At 70.7% G+C, this 15708-nt stretch carries 10 protein-coding genes; 4 read left to right on the forward strand and 6 right to left on the reverse strand.

Annotated features, from left to right (window positions below; translation table 11 throughout):
* Positions 1 to 3: 3 nt before the first annotated feature.
* From ACUN9U_RS11305 to rhaI, 4 genes are read right to left on the reverse strand one after another with little or no spacing between them, the layout of a single operon-like run.
* Complete coding sequence (locus ACUN9U_RS11305) at positions 4 to 1242, reverse strand: alpha-hydroxy acid oxidase (protein WP_445485070.1); 1239 nt, start codon at positions 1240 to 1242, stop codon at positions 4 to 6.
* Between the two features lie 5 nt (positions 1243 to 1247).
* Positions 1248 to 2699, reverse strand: a complete 1452-nt coding sequence (locus ACUN9U_RS11310) for a rhamnulokinase (RefSeq protein ID WP_445485071.1) — start codon at positions 2697 to 2699, stop codon at positions 1248 to 1250.
* Positions 2700 to 2706: 7 nt separating this feature from the next.
* Complete coding sequence (locus ACUN9U_RS11315; protein ID WP_445485072.1) at positions 2707 to 4776, reverse strand: bifunctional aldolase/short-chain dehydrogenase; 2070 nt, start codon at positions 4774 to 4776, stop codon at positions 2707 to 2709.
* Positions 4777 to 4825: 49 nt separating this feature from the next.
* A complete protein-coding gene (gene rhaI / locus ACUN9U_RS11320; RefSeq protein ID WP_445485073.1) occupies positions 4826 to 5995 on the reverse strand; it encodes an L-rhamnose isomerase in 1170 nt (389 codons plus the stop codon).
* A gap of 124 nt (positions 5996 to 6119) precedes the next feature.
* Here rhaI and ACUN9U_RS11325 point away from each other — a divergent pair, with 124 nt between their 5' ends.
* The 4 genes from ACUN9U_RS11325 (at position 6120) to ACUN9U_RS11340 (ending at position 10502) form a co-directional block, all read left to right on the forward strand.
* Complete coding sequence (locus tag ACUN9U_RS11325; protein WP_445485203.1) at positions 6120 to 7160, forward strand: LacI family DNA-binding transcriptional regulator; 1041 nt, start codon at positions 6120 to 6122, stop codon at positions 7158 to 7160.
* A 308-nt stretch (positions 7161 to 7468) separates the two neighbouring features.
* Positions 7469 to 8644 carry an ABC transporter substrate-binding protein gene (locus tag ACUN9U_RS11330; protein ID WP_445485074.1) on the forward strand — a complete coding sequence of 392 codons (1176 nt, stop codon included), beginning with the start codon at positions 7469 to 7471 and terminating at the stop codon, positions 8642 to 8644.
* A 98-nt stretch (positions 8645 to 8742) separates the two neighbouring features.
* The gene (locus ACUN9U_RS11335) at positions 8743 to 9675 is read left to right on the forward strand and encodes a carbohydrate ABC transporter permease (protein WP_445485075.1); all 933 of its coding nucleotides are present in this window, start codon (positions 8743 to 8745) and stop codon (positions 9673 to 9675) included.
* Positions 9675 to 10502 carry a carbohydrate ABC transporter permease gene (locus ACUN9U_RS11340; protein ID WP_445485076.1) on the forward strand — a complete coding sequence of 276 codons (828 nt, stop codon included), beginning with the start codon at positions 9675 to 9677 and terminating at the stop codon, positions 10500 to 10502. The genes ACUN9U_RS11335 and ACUN9U_RS11340 overlap by 1 nt, the downstream gene beginning before the upstream one ends.
* 609 nt (positions 10503 to 11111) lie before the next feature.
* Here the strand turns inward: ACUN9U_RS11340 and ACUN9U_RS11345 are convergent.
* Both ACUN9U_RS11345 and ACUN9U_RS11350 read right to left on the reverse strand, forming a co-directional pair.
* On the reverse strand, positions 11112 to 13715 hold the full coding sequence (locus ACUN9U_RS11345; protein WP_445485077.1) for a family 78 glycoside hydrolase catalytic domain: 2604 nt from the start codon (positions 13713 to 13715) through the stop codon (positions 11112 to 11114).
* Positions 13716 to 13726: 11 nt separating this feature from the next.
* Positions 13727 to 15631 (reverse strand): glycoside hydrolase family 3 protein, encoded by a 1905-nt coding sequence (locus ACUN9U_RS11350; protein WP_445485078.1) that lies wholly within the window; start codon positions 15629 to 15631, stop codon positions 13727 to 13729.
* Between the last annotated feature and the right edge of the window lie 77 nt (positions 15632 to 15708).

Consider the following 15708-nt stretch of genomic DNA (forward strand, 5'->3'; position numbering starts at 1 on the left):
GGGTCAGGCGCGGGCGCGGGGGACCAGGCGCTCCAGCTGGGTGACGTGCTCCGGGGTCAGCTCCTCCAGGGAGTGCGCCCCCAGCAGCTTCATCGTCCGCACCACCTGCTCGGACAGGATCTGCACCATCCGGTCGACCCCCGGGCGCCCGCCGGCCATCAGCCCGTACAGGTAGGCCCGCCCCACCAGGGTGAACCTCGCGCCCAGCGCGACCGAAGCCACCACGTCGGCGCCGTTCATGATGCCGGTGTCGACGATGACCTCCAGGTCCTCGCCGACCTCCTTGACCACCTCGGGCAGGAGGTGGAAGGGGATGGGCGCCCTGTCGAGCTGGCGGCCGCCGTGGTTGGACAGCACGATCGCGTCGACGCCGGCGTCGGCGAACCTCTTGGCGTCGGCGAGGGTCTGCACGCCCTTGACGGCCAGCTTGCCCGGCCACATCGACCGGATGACCTGGAGGTCGTCGAAGCTGATGGTGGGGTCCATCGCCATGTCGAGCAGGTCTCCGACGGTGCCGCCGGTGGCGCTCAGGGAGGCGAACTCCAGCTTCGGGGTGGTGAGGAAGTCGTACCACCACCACGGGCGGGTGGAGGCGTCCAAGACCGTGCCCAGGCTCAGCTGCGGGGGGATGGAGAAGCCGTTGCGCTTGTCGCGCAGGCGGGCACCGGCCACGGGGGTGTCGACGGTGAAGAACAGGGTGTCGAAGCCGGCGGCGGCAGCGCGCTCGACCAGGGCGTAGGAGATCTCCCGCTGGCGCATGACGTACAGCTGGAACCAGTTGCGCCCGTGGGGGTTGGCGGCCTTGACGTCCTCGATGGAGGTGGTCCCCAGGGTGGACAGGGTGAAGGGGATGCCCGCCGCGGCGGCGGCGCCGGCTCCGGCGGTCTCGCCCTCGGTCTGCATCAGGCGGGTGAAGCCGGTGGGGGCGATGCCGAAGGGCAGGGCTGAGGTGCCGCCCAGGACGGTGGTGGTGGTGTCGACGTGGGCGACGTCCCGCAGGACCTGGGGGTGGAACTCGACGTCGGCGAAGGCCTGGCGGGCGCGGGTGATGGAGATCTCGGCCTCGGCGGAGCCGTCGGTGTAGTCGAAGGCGGCCTTGGGGGTGCGGCGCTTGGCGATGGTCCGCAGGTCCTCGATGGTGAAGGCCCCGTCGAGGCGGCGCTTGCGCCCGTCGAGGGTGGGCTTCTTGAGCTGCAGGTACTCGAGCAGCTCGGCGGGCCTGGGTGCTTGGCGTCGGACCATGGCGGTCAACCTCTCGATGTCGTTGACGCGGAGGTGCGCGCCTGGTGAGTGCGGGGCGGGAAGGACCGGGCGACCACCGCGCGCAGCGCCTCGAGGTCTCCGCTGATGAGGCGGTGGGTCCGGGCCTGGACGAGCAGGTTGCCCATCGCGGTGGCCTCTACCGGGCCGGCGACCACGGGCAGTCCCGTGGCGTCGGCGGTGAGTTGGCACAGCAGGGCGTTCTGGGCTCCGCCGCCGACCAGGTGCACCGTGCGGGTGGTCCGCCCGGTGAGCCCGTCGAGGTGGCGGATGGTGTCGGCGTAGGCCAGCGCGAGGCTGGCCAGGATGCTGCGCACCAGTTCGGGTGCTGAGCCCGGCACCGCGTCGCCCTGCTCGGTCAGCAGGTCGGCGATGCGGGCGGGCATGTCCCCAGGGGCCATCAGCCGTGGGTCGTTGGGGTCGAAGGTGGGCACGTCGGAGCGCACGAGGGCGGCCTGCTCCAGCAGGGCGGGCAGGTCGTGGTCGGTGCCGGCCTTGGCCCAGGTGCGCAGGGACTCCGACAGCAGCCACAGGCCCATGACGTTCTTGAGGAACCTCACGCGTCCGTCGACGCCGCCCTCGTTGGTGAACCCCGCGCGGCGGGCCTCCTCGGTGGTGACGGCCGCCTCCAGCTCCGCGCCGACGAGCGACCACGTGCCGCAGGAGATGTAGACGGAGTCCTCCGGGCTCATCGGGACGGCGGCCACCGCCGAGGCGGTGTCGTGGGAGCCGACGGTGGTGAGGGTGAGCCCGTCGGCGATGCCGAACTCGGAGCTGACCGCGGCGGAGAGGCCGCCGATGACGGTGCCGGGGTGGACGAGCTCGGGCAGGAGCGACGCGCGCAGACCCAGCCGTTCCACCAGCTCGACGTCCCAGCCGCCGCCGGCCACGGGCAGCAGCCCGGTGGTGGAGGCGTTGGTGCGCTCAGCTACCGCGCGACCAGTGGCCCAGCACCCGAGCAGGTCGGGGATGAGCAGCACCTGGTCGGCCAGCTCCAGCTCGCCGCTGGCCCGGGAGGCGGCCAGCTGGAAGAGCGTGTTGAACGGCAGGTGCTGCAGCCCGTTGCGGCGGTAGAGCTCCTCCGCGTCCACCAGGGCGTGCACGGCGGTCACGCCGTCGTCGTTGCGCTCGTCGCGGTAGTGGTACGGGTTGCCCAGCAGCCGGCCGGAGCGGAGGAGCCCGTAGTCGACAGCCCAGGAATCGATCGCCGCGCCGACCAGACGGGGCTCCTCGCGGGAGGCGCGTCCCAGGCCGTGCATGGCGGAGGAGTACAGGGAGAGGACGTCCCAGTGCAGCCCGTCGGGCAGGCGGACGGGGGTGTTGTCGAAGCGGGCGACGTGGCGCAGGTGCAGCTGCTCGCCGCCCCGCCCGCCCGCGAGGGTGCCGGTGATGACCCGGCCGCTGGTGGCACCGAGGTCGACCGCGGCGACGCTCGTCACCGCCGGCTCACCGCAGGAAGGCGGCGGCGACGCCGGCGTCGACCGGGACGTGCAGCCCGGTGGTGTGGCTGAAGTCCGGGCCCGTGATCGCGGCGACGGCGTTGGCGACGTTCTCGGGCAGCACCTCGCGCTTGAGGATGGTGCGTTGGGCATAGAACTTCCCCAGGTCGCCCTCGTCGATGCCGTAGGTCTTGGCGCGGTTGGCGCCCCACCCGGCGGCGAAGATGCCTGAGCCGCGCACCACCCCGTCGGGGTTGATGCCGTTGACCTTGACTCCGTGCTCACCGAGCTCGACGGCCAGCAGGCGGACCTGGTGGGCCTGGTCGGCCTTGGTGGCGGAGTAGGCGATGTTGTTGGGCCCCGCGAAGACGGAGTTCTTGGAGGAGATGTAGACGACGTCGCCGCCCAGCCCCTGCTCGATGAGCGGCTTCGCGGCGGCCTTGGAGACCAGGAAGGAGCCCTTGGCCATCACGTCGTGCTGCAGGTCCCAGTCCTTCGCGGTGGTCTCCAGCAGCGGCTTGGACAGCGACAGACCCGCGTTGTTGACCACCAGGTCGATCCCGCCGAACGCCAGGACGGTCGCCTCGACCGCGGCGGCGACGGCGGCCTCGTCGGTGACGTCCGCGGCGACCCCGACGGCGACGTCGCTGCTGACCCTCGCGCCGGTCTGCGCGGCGATCTCCTCGGCGGCGGCCTGCGCCTTCCCCAGGTCCAGGTCGGCGACGACGACGCACGCGCCGTCCGCCGCCAGCCGGGTGGCGATGGCCTTGCCGATGCCGGAGGCGGCGCCGGTGACCAGCGCGATGCGGGTGGCGTGGCTCTTGGGCTTCGGCAGGCGGGCGAGCTTGGCCTCCTCCAGCGCCCAGTACTCGATGCGGAACTTCTCGGCCTCGGCGATGGGGGAGTAGCTGGAGACCGCTTCGGAGCCGCGCATGACGTTGATGGCGTTGAGGTAGAACTCGCCCGCCACGCGGGCGGTCTGCTTGTCCTTGCCGTAGGAGAACATCCCGACTCCGGGGACCAGGACGACGGCGGGGTCGGCGCCGCGGATGGCAGGGCTGGCGTCGGGGCCCTCGGTGACCGCGTGGCGGTCGTAGTAGGCCTGGTAGTCCTCGCGGTAGGCGGCGTGCAGCTCTCGCAGCCGGGCGGTGGCCTCCTCGACGGTCGCGGTGGTCGGCAGGTCCAGGACCAGGGGCTTGACCTTGGTGCGCAGGAAGTGGTCCGGGCAGGAGGTGCCCAGGGCCGCCAGGCGCGGCAGCGCCTCCCGGGCGAGGAAGTCGAGCACCCGGGGGTCGTCGGTGAAGTGCCCGACGACGGGGTGGTCGTGGCTGGCGAGCCCGCGGATCGCGGGGGCCAGGGCAGCGGCGCGGGTGCGGCGCTCGGCCTCGGGCAGCGCCTCGAAGCCGGGCCGGACGGGACCGAAGGGGTCGGGGCGGCCGTGGGCGTCGAGGTGCGCCTGCGCGGTGGCGATGATCCACAGGGAGTTGGCCTCGGCCTGCTCGGAGGTCTCGCCCCAGGCGGTGATGCCGTGGCCGCCGAGGATGCAGCCGACGGCGCCGGGGTTCGCCGTCTTCACCGCAGCGATGTCCAGGCCGAGCTGGAAGCCGGGGCGGCGCCACGGCACCCAGACGACGCGGCCGCCGAAGACCTCCTTCGTCAGGGCCTCGCCGTCCGCGGCGGTGGCGATGGCGATGCCGGCGTCGGGGTGCAGGTGGTCGACGTGGGCGGCGTCGACCAGGGCGTGCATGGCGGTGTCGATGGAGGGGGCGGCGCCACCCCTGCCGAAGAGGCAGTGGTCGAAGGCGGCGACCATCTCGTCCTCGCGCTGCACCCCGGGGTAGACCTCTCGCAGGGCGCGGACCCGGTCCAGGTGCAGGACCGCCAGGCCCGCCTCGGTGAGGGTGCCGAGGTCACCGCCGGAGCCCTTGACCCACAGCAGCTCGACAGCCTCGCCGGTGACGGGGTTGGTGGCGGTGCCCTTGGCGGAGGTGTTGCCGCCGGCGTAGTTGGTGTTGGCCGGGTCGGCGCCGAGCCGGTGCGAGCGGGCGATCAGGTCGGCGGCGGTGGGGTTGGTCATGGCGTCCTCGGGGGGTGGCGGGTCGTCGCTGGTCGGGGCCGAGCGGTGCTCAGGCGCCCCAGGAGGCCTGGGCCCCGCCGATGCGCTCGGCGGCGATGCGGTCCAGGTACCCCGAGGCCGCGAAGGCGGCGTACGGGTCGCGGGGCAGCCCGCGGCTCTCGCGGAGATCGGCGAGCAGCCCGCGGACGTCGGTGTTGTAGGCGTCCATGAGCACGCCGTTGGCCCCCAGCACGTCACCGGCCGCCTGGGCGGAGGCGAGCGCCTCGCGGTCGACCAGGAGGGCCTTGGCGGTGGCCTCCTGCACGTTCATCACCGAGCGGATCTGGCCGGGGATCTTCGGCTCGATGTTGTGGCACTGGTCGAGCATGAAGTTCACGCCCGAGCTGGGCAGGTGCGCGTCGGCGCTCACGATCTCGTTCATGATGCGGAACAGCTGGAACGGGTCAGCGGCGCCGACGATGAGGTCGTCGTCGGCGTAGAAGCGGCTGTTGAAGTCGAAGGCGCCGAGGCGGCCGGCGCGCAGCAGCTGGGCGACGATGAATTCGATGTTGGTGCCGGGGGCGTGATGACCGGTGTCCAGCACCACTGCAGCCTGGTCGCCGAGGGCGAGGCAGTGGAGCAGCGAGGTGCCCCAGTCGGGCACGTCGGTGGCGTAGAACGCCGGCTCGAAGAACTTGTACTCCAGGAGCAGGCGCATGTCGGCATCCAGGCCCGCGTACACCTGCGCCAGGCCCTCGGCGAGGCGGTCCTGGCGGGCGCGCAGGTCGTCCTGGCCGGGGTAGTTCAGGCCGTCCGCCAGCCAGATCTTGAGGTCCTTGGAGCCGGTCTGGCGCATGACCTCGATGCAGTCCAGGTGGTGGCGCACGGCCTTGGCGCGGACGCGGGCGTCGGGGTTGCACAGGGACCCGAGGCGGTAGTCGTCGTCCTGGAAGACGTTGGAGTTGATGGCGCCGATGGTCACGCCCTCGTCGGCGGCGTGGGCGGCGAGCTTGCCGTAGTCGTCGACGAGGTCCCAGGGGATGTGCAGCGAGACGCGGGGGGCGGCGCCGGTGTGGCGGTGCACCTGGGCGGCGTCACTGACCTTCTCGAAGGGGTCGCGGGGGGTGCCCGGCGTGGAGAAGACCTTGAAGCGGGTGCCGGAGTTGCCGAACGCCCAGCTCGGCAGCTCGATCGTCTGCTGGGCCAGCGCTGCCAGCGCCTCGTCGCGCAGGTCTGACACGGTGTCTCCATCCCTCGATGAAACGATTCAGACACGCTAGCCGGGTGTGTCCCTCGGCGTCAACGCCTCCATCGGAGCACGGGGCGCCCGCTCGTGCTGCCGTGGCGGCTAGCGTTCGGCCGTGGTGGTGGGCATCAAGGACGTCGCGCGCGAGGCGGGCGTGTCCGTCGGCACCGTGAGCAACGTGCTCAACCGCCCCGACAGCGTGAGCCCCGTCAAGCGCGCCCTGGTGGAGGCGGCGGTCGAGCGGCTGGGGTACGTGCGCAACGAATCGGCCCGTCAGCTGCGGGCCGGCTCCTCGCGCACCATCGCCCTGGTGGTGCTCGATGTGGCCAACCCCTTCTTCGCGGACGTCATCGCCGGTGCGGAGGAGGCCGCCGAGGACGTCGGCGCGCTCGTCGTCGTGTCCAACAGTGGTGGGAACCCGAGCAGGGAGGCCCGTCATTTGGCCCGCCTCGAGGCGCAGCGCGTCATGGGGGTGCTGCTCTCCCCGGTGCGCGACGGCGAGAACGCTGCGGCCGCTGAGCTGGAACGGCGTGGCACACCGGTGGTGCTGGTGGATCGGGTCTCGGAGTCGGCGTCGGCGCCGTCGGTAGCCGTCGATGACGTCCGTGGAGGGCGCCTGGCAGGGGAGCACCTGCTCTCCTTGGGGCACCGGCGCGTTGCTTTCATCGGCGGGCCGGACCATCTGGGTCAGGTGCGTGACCGGTTGGCAGGGCTGCGTGCAGCTGTCGTCAGGGCCGGTGGGGCAGCCAGGGTCGAGGTCGTCTCCAGTGATGACATGTCCGTGCGTGCTGGCAGTGCTGCGGCGGCCCGGCTCTTCGCGCAGTGGCCCGACGCCGCCGATCGGCCGACAGCGGTCTTCTGCGCGAACGACCTCCTGGCGCTGGGCGTCCTGAACGAGTGCGTGCGCCGCGGGGTGCGCGTCCCGCACGAGCTGGCCCTCGTCGGGTATGACGACATCAGCTATGCCGGCACGGCGGCGGTGCCCCTGACCTCCGTGCGCCAGCCCCGCGAACTCCTCGGTCGCACGGCCGTCGAGCTCCTACTGGAAGCCGCCGAGAGTGCAGCCTCCGGCAGCAGAGGTGGTGCCACCGGTGCCGGGCGCCACGTGCAGTTCACTCCCGAACTCGTCATCCGAGAGTCGACCCGGTCCTTGCGCTGATCGTCGGTTGATCTGCTGACGCACGAGGGCGTCGGCGGCTTGTTACCAAGAAGTGCTTGACGCCGCCGCCGGCAGGCGCGTACGTTCCCGGCACTGAAACGATTCATCGACGGTGTCCGGGAACCCCCGGCTACCGCCCGTCTCGACGAGGAGACCTCGTGAAGGTGCCCCGCTCCCGCATGCTCGCAGCCCTGGTGGCTGCCCCCCTCTTGCTGACCGGCTGCAGCGCCGGCTCACTCGGCTCCTCCTCTGACGAAGGCCCCGAGGGCTCCACCGCCATCACGTTCTTGGTGGACAATGGTGCCGGGGTGCCGGAAACCGCTCAGGCCCTCGTGGACGCTTTCGAGGCGGACCATCCTGACATCAGCATCTCGGTGGAGACCCGCCCCGGCGGTGGCGAAGGCGACAACCTCGTCAAGACCCGCCTGTCTACGGGGAGCATGGCAGACGTCTTCCTGTACAACTCCGGCTCGCTGTTCCAGCAGATCGACCCGACCAGGAACCTCACCCCCCTCACCGACGAGGACTTCGCCTCGCGCATCGACGACGCCTGGAAGCCCAACGTCTCCGCAGGCGATGACCTCTACGGCGTGCCGATCGGCACCAGCTTCGGCGGCGGGGTGCTTTACAACATCCCCGTCTACCAGCAGCTGGGACTGCAGGTGCCGACGACCTGGCAGCAGTTCCTGGACAACAGCCAGAAGATCAAGGACTCCGGTCAGGACGTCGCCCCGGTCGTCCAGACCTACGGCGACACCTGGACGTCCCAGCTCTTCGTCCTGGGCGACTTCCACAACGTCGCCGCTGCCAACCCGACCTGGGCCGAGGACTTCACCGCCAACAAGGCCAAGTTCGCCACCGACCCGGCGGCCATCAAGGGCTTCGAGCACCTGCAGCAGGTCCACGACCTGGGCCTCATGAACGAAGACTTCGCCTCGGCCACCAACGCCGACGGCCTGCGCATGGTCGCCGAGGGCACCGGAGCGCAGTACCCGATGCTCTCGGCCGTGGTCGCGGGCCTGCAGACGGCGGCCCCCGACAACATCGACGACGTCGGCTTCTTCGCCCTCCCCGGCGACGACGCCGCCAGCAACGGACTGACCGCCTGGGCGGCCAACGGTCTCTACGTCCCCACGAGCACGACCGGCGCCAAGCTCGACGCCGTCAAGGAGTTCCTCGACTTCATGACGACGCCGGCTGCCTGCGACGTCCAGAGCGAGGCCAACACGCCCACCGGGCCCTACCCGATCACCGAGTGCACCCTGCCCAGCGACGTTCCGCAGCTCACCAAGGACGTCAGCGCCTACTTCGATGAGGACAAGCAGAGCCCGGCGCTGGAGTTCCTCTCCCCGGTCAAGGGCCCGGCGCTCGAGCAGATCACCGTGCAGGTCGGCTCCGGCATCTCCACCGCCGCCGAGGGCGCGGCCCTCTACGACCAGGACGTCCAGAAGCAGGCGCAGCAGCTCGGCCTCGCCGGCTGGTGACCACCACCCCCGCCCGTCCCGGCCCGCACCGCGCGGGCCGGGGCGGGGCCCCGTCCGACCCCTCGCCACCGCGCGCAGGGCAGACCCGAGGAGGAGCCGTGGCCAGCACCACGACAACGCTCCCGCCGGTGCCCCCACCACCGGCCAGCCAGCCGCGGGCGACCCGACGCGGCCGCCGAGGCAGCCCCTACCCCAGCTGGTTCTACCTGCCGGCCGCGGTGATCTACGTGGGCATCTTCCTGCTGCCGACCTTCGCCTCCTTCTACTTCAGCCTCACCCGCTGGAACTTCAACAGCTCGGAGTTCATCGGCCTGGACAACTTCGTCCAGTTCTTCCGTGAGCCGGCCCTGGTCAAGGGCTTCGTCAACACGCTCGTCTACGGCGTGGTGACCTCCGTGCTCAAGGTCGTCCTCGGCATGGCCCTCGGCGTGCTACTCACCAGCCAGATCATCGGCCGCGGCTACCTGCGGTCCGTGGTGTTCTTCCCCGTGCTCGTCTCCACCATCGGCGTGGGCATCACCTTCACCGCGCTCATGAACCCCACCCGTGGCCTCATCAACCAGGTCATCGGCCTGGTGGGCGTCACCGGCCCCGGCTGGCTCACCGACCCGCAGATCGCGCTGCTGTCCGTGGCCCTCGTCGACGTCTGGAAGGGGGTGGGCCTGGCCACCGTCATCTACATCGCGGGCATCGTCTCCATCCCGCAGGAGTACACCGAGGCCGCCGCCGTCGACGGCGCCACCGCGTGGCAGCGGTTCCGCAACGTCACGCTGCCGCTGTCGTGGCCGGCCACCTCCACCGTGGTCACCCTCAGCCTCATCGGCGGCCTGCGGTCCTTTGACCTCATCTGGGCGATGACCCGCGGTGGGCCGGGCTTCACCTCCGACGTCATCGCCTCGGTGATCTACAAGCAGTACCAGGCGGGCTTCTACGGCCTGTCCACAGCGGGCAACGTCGTCCTGTTCCTCGTCGTCACCGCCGTCGTCATCCCCCTGACGCGCTGGCTGGCCAAGAAGGAGGTGGCCCTGTGATGCGCACCGCCACACGCTGGTGGGCCGGCGCCCTGGCCATCGCTGCCAGCGTCGTCGTCTTCCTCGTGCCGTTCGCCTTCATCGTGCTGCAGGCCGGCAAGGACGCCACCGACGCCTCGCGGCTGAGCTTCTCCTGGCCCGAGCAGCCACAGTTCGTGCAGAACTTCATCGAGGTGCTCGAGGCGCGTGACTACATCCTCGTGATCGCCTTCATCAACAGCACGATCCTCACGGTCGTCTCGGTGGCCTTCCTCGTGGTCCTCGGAGCGATGGTGGCCTTCGTGCTGCAGCGGCGGGTCACCCGCTGGACCGGGCTCATCAACTTCCTGGTGCTCGCCGGGCTCATCGTGCCGCCCGCCGTGGTGCCCACCATCTGGGTGCTCCAGGGGATCGGCCTGTTCGGCACGATGCCGGGGCTCATCCTCGTGGAGGTCGCCTTCGGGCTCTCCTTCTCGGTGCTGCTGTTCCGCGCCTTCATCTCGTCCATCCCGCGGGAGCTGGACGAGGCCGCGATCATCGACGGCGCCGGGCCGCTGCGCCTCTTCTTCCGCGTGATCATGCCGCTGCTGCGGTCGGTCATCGTGACCGTGGTCGTCGTGCAGTCGGTGGCGGTCTTCAACGACTTCGCCAACCCCCTGTACTTCCTGCCCGGGGAGCAGAACGCCACGGTGCAGCTGACGCTCTTCAACTTCCAGAGCCAGTTCAACACCAACTTCAACCTGCTCTTCATGAACATCCTGCTCATCACCATCCCGCCGCTGGTGATGTACGTCTTCTTCAACCGCCAGATCGTGGCCGGCATGACCTCTGGCGCCGTCAAGGGCTGAGGCTGCAGCACCACCTGCTCCTCGAACGACCAGGGCCTAGGGGACGATCCCCCTGGCCCTGGTCGTTGAACGAGGTTGATCCCTCCGAGCACCGAATCGTGAGCGCTGCCGCGGGGCGTGTTGACGCTGACGCGCAGCCGCAGCTGATCAGAAGCTCCTGGACCAGCAGCAGTCGGTCACTCGGCCCCTTGAGGGATGCCGCCGCCGGTCAGCGTGCTGGCTCACCTTCCAACGGGAGTTCCCTGGGTACGGGCCCCACCCAGCGGCGAGCCTGCGCAGGGAAGGCTCGCGGGGCTGCCGGTAGGAGGCCGCCCTGCACCGCCTGACGATTACCAGGTAGGGGCAGGCGCTCGAGGAGGCGCGCCGGTGCCCTCGGCGTCGGGCCCAGTGAGCTCGGACGCGGACGTGCGCCGTGGGGACGAGTGCACCTGCGCGCGTGGCGACAGCGCGCAGGCCAGGCAGCCGTTGTGTGCGCCCCTCGCCCATCACGGCCCACGGGACCCTCGCTGGTCAGGCACTCGGGCTGGGGCCGCAGCGATGGAGGTCGGCCGGGGTCGTCACCCACCCAGCTGCCAGGCGACATCGAGGACGAACCTGAGGGCGGGTGCCTCAGATGAGCAGGGAGCGGTGGTGCTGACCGTGGCCGATCTCCTCGACCTGCCCGCCGGGCAGATCCAGGACGGCGGTCGTCCCGACCGGAACGTTCACCTCCACCTCCAGCGTCGCGCCCTCGACGCGCCAGGTCACCTTCGCCTCGCCGTAGGGCGTCAGGTGCTTGGCCCTGGCGTACCTCACTGTCCCGCCCGGTCGCGGCGCCACCAAGAGTTGGCGGTAGCCGGGCTCCAGAGGCGCCAGCCCGCCCACGACTCGGTGCAGCCAGCCAGCCACGGCGCCGAGGGCGTAGTGGTTGAAGGAGGTCATCTCCCCGGCGTTCACAGTGCCATCCGCCAGCAGGCTGTCCCACCGCTCCCAGATGGACGTCGCACCCCGGTCGACCATCGACAGCCACGACGGGCTCTGATGTGACTGCACCAGGGCGAAGGCGTCTTGCACGCGGCCACCGATCGTCAGGGCGTCGGCCACTGCGGGTGTGCCGGCGAAGCCTGTAGCTACCGTGTAGTCGCCGTCTTGCACCAGCTGCGCCAGAGCCAGCGCGCCGGCCTGCGCTGAGGCCGCATCGGGCCACAGGTCGAAGGCGGTGGTCAGCGCCAGCGCAGTCTGGGTGACCGCCTGCAGCTGGCCGCCCGGCAGGAAACGCTCCTGGTAGGCGGCGACGACGCGCTCGGCAAGCCCCGCGTAGCGCTCGGCGTCCTCGTCCTGGCCGATCACACGCGCGATCGTGGCCAGTCGGCGGGCGGAGTGCGCGAAGTAGGCCGTCGCGACCAGGGGCGCGGGCGTGGTGGCGGCCCACGGCTGGTCTGGTGGTGCGGCCGGGTCCAGCCAGTCACCGAACTGGAAGCACTTGTCAGCGATCAGATCCTCACCTGCCGTGGCGGCAACGCGCTCGAGCCAGTCACGGGCGCTGGGCCACTGCCGGCGCAGCAGGCCGACGTCGCCGGTGGCCAGGTGCAGGTCTGCTGGGGTCAGCACTGCTACGTCCCCCCAGACAGCTGCCGGCGGCATGTCCGCGGAGAAGATTCCCAGCTGCATGAAGGGCACGTAGAAGGGCACCGTCCCACGCTCGTGCTGTTCGGCGGCCAGGTCCTGCAGCCAGGAGGCCAGCATCCCGGTGACGTCGTAGAGGTAGGCGGCGGTGGGAGCGAAGACCTGCAGGTCACCGGTCCAGCCGAGGCGCTCGTCGCGCTGCGGGCAGTCGGTTGGCAGGTCGACGAAGTTCGATCGCAGCGACCACACGACGTTCTCGTGCAGCCGGTTCAGGTCAGTGTCGTCGCACTCGAACCACCCGCGTCGATCCATGTCGGTGTGCAGGACCCGCGAGACGACGTCGCCCGCGTGGATCTCACCGGGCCAGCCGCTCACCTCGGCGTAGCGGTAGCCGTGGATGGTCGCCCGTGGTTCCCAGGTGACGGGACCCCCAGGCAGGACCACCCGGTCGGTCGCAGCAGCTTGGCGCAGTGGTCGGGTGCACAACTCTTCGTCCTGGAGCACCTCGGCGTGTCGCAGTGTGACCACGGTGCCCTCGGGGCCTTCCAGCCGCAGACGCAGCCGGCCGGAGTGGTTCTGCCCGAAGTCCAGGACCCACCGGTCCGGGCCGCGGCGCGTGACGCTGACGGGCGTGAGCTCCTCGGTGCAACGCACGGGTGGGCCGGTGGGAGCCACCAGCACAGAGGCGTCCAGCTCAGCGGTGTGCACCGGCTCCCAGCCGGGGGCCAGGAAGCCTGGTGTCGACCACGACGGGTCAGCCCGACGCAGATCGGTGTGCTCACCGTCGTACAAGCTCGCCTGAGATGTGGGGCTGGGTCCGACCATCCAGCTGTCGTCGGAGACGACTCTGACCAGCTCGCCGGCGTCGGTGAGGGCCTCCAGCTGCACCAGGGCCGCAAGATCGGTGCCCCACAGGTCGGTGCGGCCGCCCTCGAAGCCGATGCGTCCGCGCCACCACCCGTCGGCCAGCCACACCCCGATGGCGTTGTCGCCAGGAACCACGTGCTCGGAGACGTCGAAGGTGGCCCAGCGCAGGCGGTGGGCGTAACTGGTCCAGCCGGGGGTGAGCTCCTCGTCGCCGACGCGGCGCCCGTTGATCTCAGCCTCGACCAGCCCGTGTCCGCTGAGGTGCAGACGTGCGCTGGTGATCCCAGCGGGAAGGGTGAAGGCGTGGCGCACTCGGGCAGGGGGACGCTCGGCGGCGCCCGGCTCGGTGGACGCTCGCTGCGCGCGAGGGCCGACGAACTGCGCCGTCCAGTCCTGCTCTTCGATCAACCCGACCTCGACCGTGCTGGCCTCAGACCACTCACCCCACGGTGAACCCGGCTCAGCGCCGCGCACCCGGACGCGGGCGCTGACGCGGTCACGGGAGGTCAGCGGCCGTGCCGGCCAGGCCACGAGCACTTGGTCGGGACCGGTGAGCTGGTGGGTGCTCGTACGGACCTCGCCCAGCCCTGAGGTCACCTGCAGGTCGACCTCAGCCCCTCCTTGGGCCCAGTTCTGTGGGGCCTCGGGGATCATCCAGGACAGACGGGGTGCGCGCTCACCGATACCCAACCTTCCGGGCTCATGGTGCTCGAATCGGGGTTGCGAGGGTCGCGGTGACATGGGAGGCGTCCTTACTTCACGGTGCGCGGCGCCGGGCCGTCACCGACGCGGAACAGTGGATCGTGGGTGCCCTGCGGGGTGTCGGGATGGGAGGCGGCCACCGCCGCTGAGCTGGACGGCAGGTCTAAGGGCAGCCGTCCCTCTGCCGTTGCTGCACCGGTCAGCACGTCGACGACGGCGTCGTCGTCGGCTCCGAACTCCACCAGCAGGGCAGCAGCTGCCTCGGCGAGCTCGGGGATGACGGCCGCTCGGTCCAGGTAGAGCACCACCACAGTCGGCGCCGCTCGGCACACCGCGAGCAGCCTGGACAGCTCTCCGGCCTCGAACTCCAAAGAGCCGGCATGGAACATCGCCTCGAACTTGCCAGGGCGCGACTCGAACGGCGCCTGCAGCCGAAGCACCGCTACGTCGGCGTCCTCGGGAGAGGTCACCTTCCTGCCCAGACGAGCCACAGCTCGGTCGGCCAGGCCCTCGGCGTAGACGGTTCGAGCTGGGGGAGAAGCGCACCCGTGCGCGGAGACCTCGGAAGTCGACGAACCGGCAGGCTGATCAGCCCCAGCCGCTGGCTGCGCCGTGAGATCGGCGGCGCTCCTGGCGGCGGGTTCCACAAGACGCACCACGGCCGAGCGCTGGGCGGCTCGTCCGGCGGCCACGTGATCGGGGTGACCAACCACCTCCAAGGCCTCGTCCAAGTCGAGGAACGGGCGATCGAACAGACCCAGGGCGAACTTCTCGGACAGTAGCCGGCGCACCGACCGGTCCAGGCGCTCTTCGGTGAGCAGCCCCTGCTCCAGCAGCTCCACGACGAGGGCGGGCTCGCACTCACCGCCAAACTGGTCCACACCCGCGTCCAGTGCCTTCAGCAGACGGGCAGGGATGTCGAGGTGCTCCACGCCCCATGCGCGGGCCGGCATCGGCTCACCCATGAAGGACTTGTCGGTCAGCAGGCCCCAGTCGGACAGGACGATGCCCTCGAAGCCGAGCTCCTCACGCAGCAGCCCGGTGACCACGTCGCGGTTGAAGCCAAAGGCCACCTCTTCGAACGGCATCCCCACTGGCTTGCCGTAGTAGGGCATCACCTGGCGCGCTCCCGCGGCCACTGCTGCACGGAAGGGCGCGAGGTGGGTCTGGAAGTGCCCACCGGGCCAGGCCTGCTCGGCGCCGTAGGCGAAGTGGGGGTCTTCGCCGTCGACCTGGGCGCCACCGCCGGGGAAGTGCTTGACCACTGCGGAGACCGAGGTGGCCCCGAAGGTGGAACCCTGCAGCCCCTGCAGCTGAGCCAGGAGCATCTGCACGGTGAGGTCGACGTCCTCCCCGAAGGTCATCCCCGATCGCGCCCAGCGCGGTTCGGTGGCCAGGTCCACCTGTGGGTGCAGGGCCACACGCAGCCCCATGGCGACGTACTCGCGTCGCACGACGTCGGCCTGTGCGCGAGCGAGGTCCGGGTCACCCACCGCGGCGATCCCCAAGGACTCCGGCCACCGGGAGAAGACTCCGGCCATGGCGGCAGTGCCGGGGTTGGAGGAGAAGGCGTGGCGGGGGTCGGTGGACAGCGTGACCGGAATCCCCAGCGGAGTCTGAAGAGCGGCCTCCTGCAGTGCGTTGTACCAGCGCACGTGGGCAGCGACATCGTTGACCGGGCCTACGAGGTTGAAGTGGTTGACCCTCAGGTCACGCACCGCTCGCGCGGTAGCGGGACGGCCGAGAAAGTTCTCCTCACCGGCCAGGCGGCCCTCAGCACCCGGCACGACCATGTCGTGGAAGAGGAGTCCGGCCTTGTCCTGGGGGGACATGCGTGCCATCAGAGCCTCTACGCGCTGCTGGTCCAGGTCGCCGCGGTGCTCGGCGGCGGCAGGCGCCTCGTAGTCATCAGTGGACTCGGGGGACTCAGGAAGGGCGGAAGCTGCTGAGCTCATGATTGGCTCCAAGTGTGCTGTTGGCGGCCGGTGGGAGGGTCCGGTGGCGCAGTTGCAGTCGACCTGCGGCCCGGGCA

The organism is Quadrisphaera sp. KR29 (genome assembly GCF_052644995.1).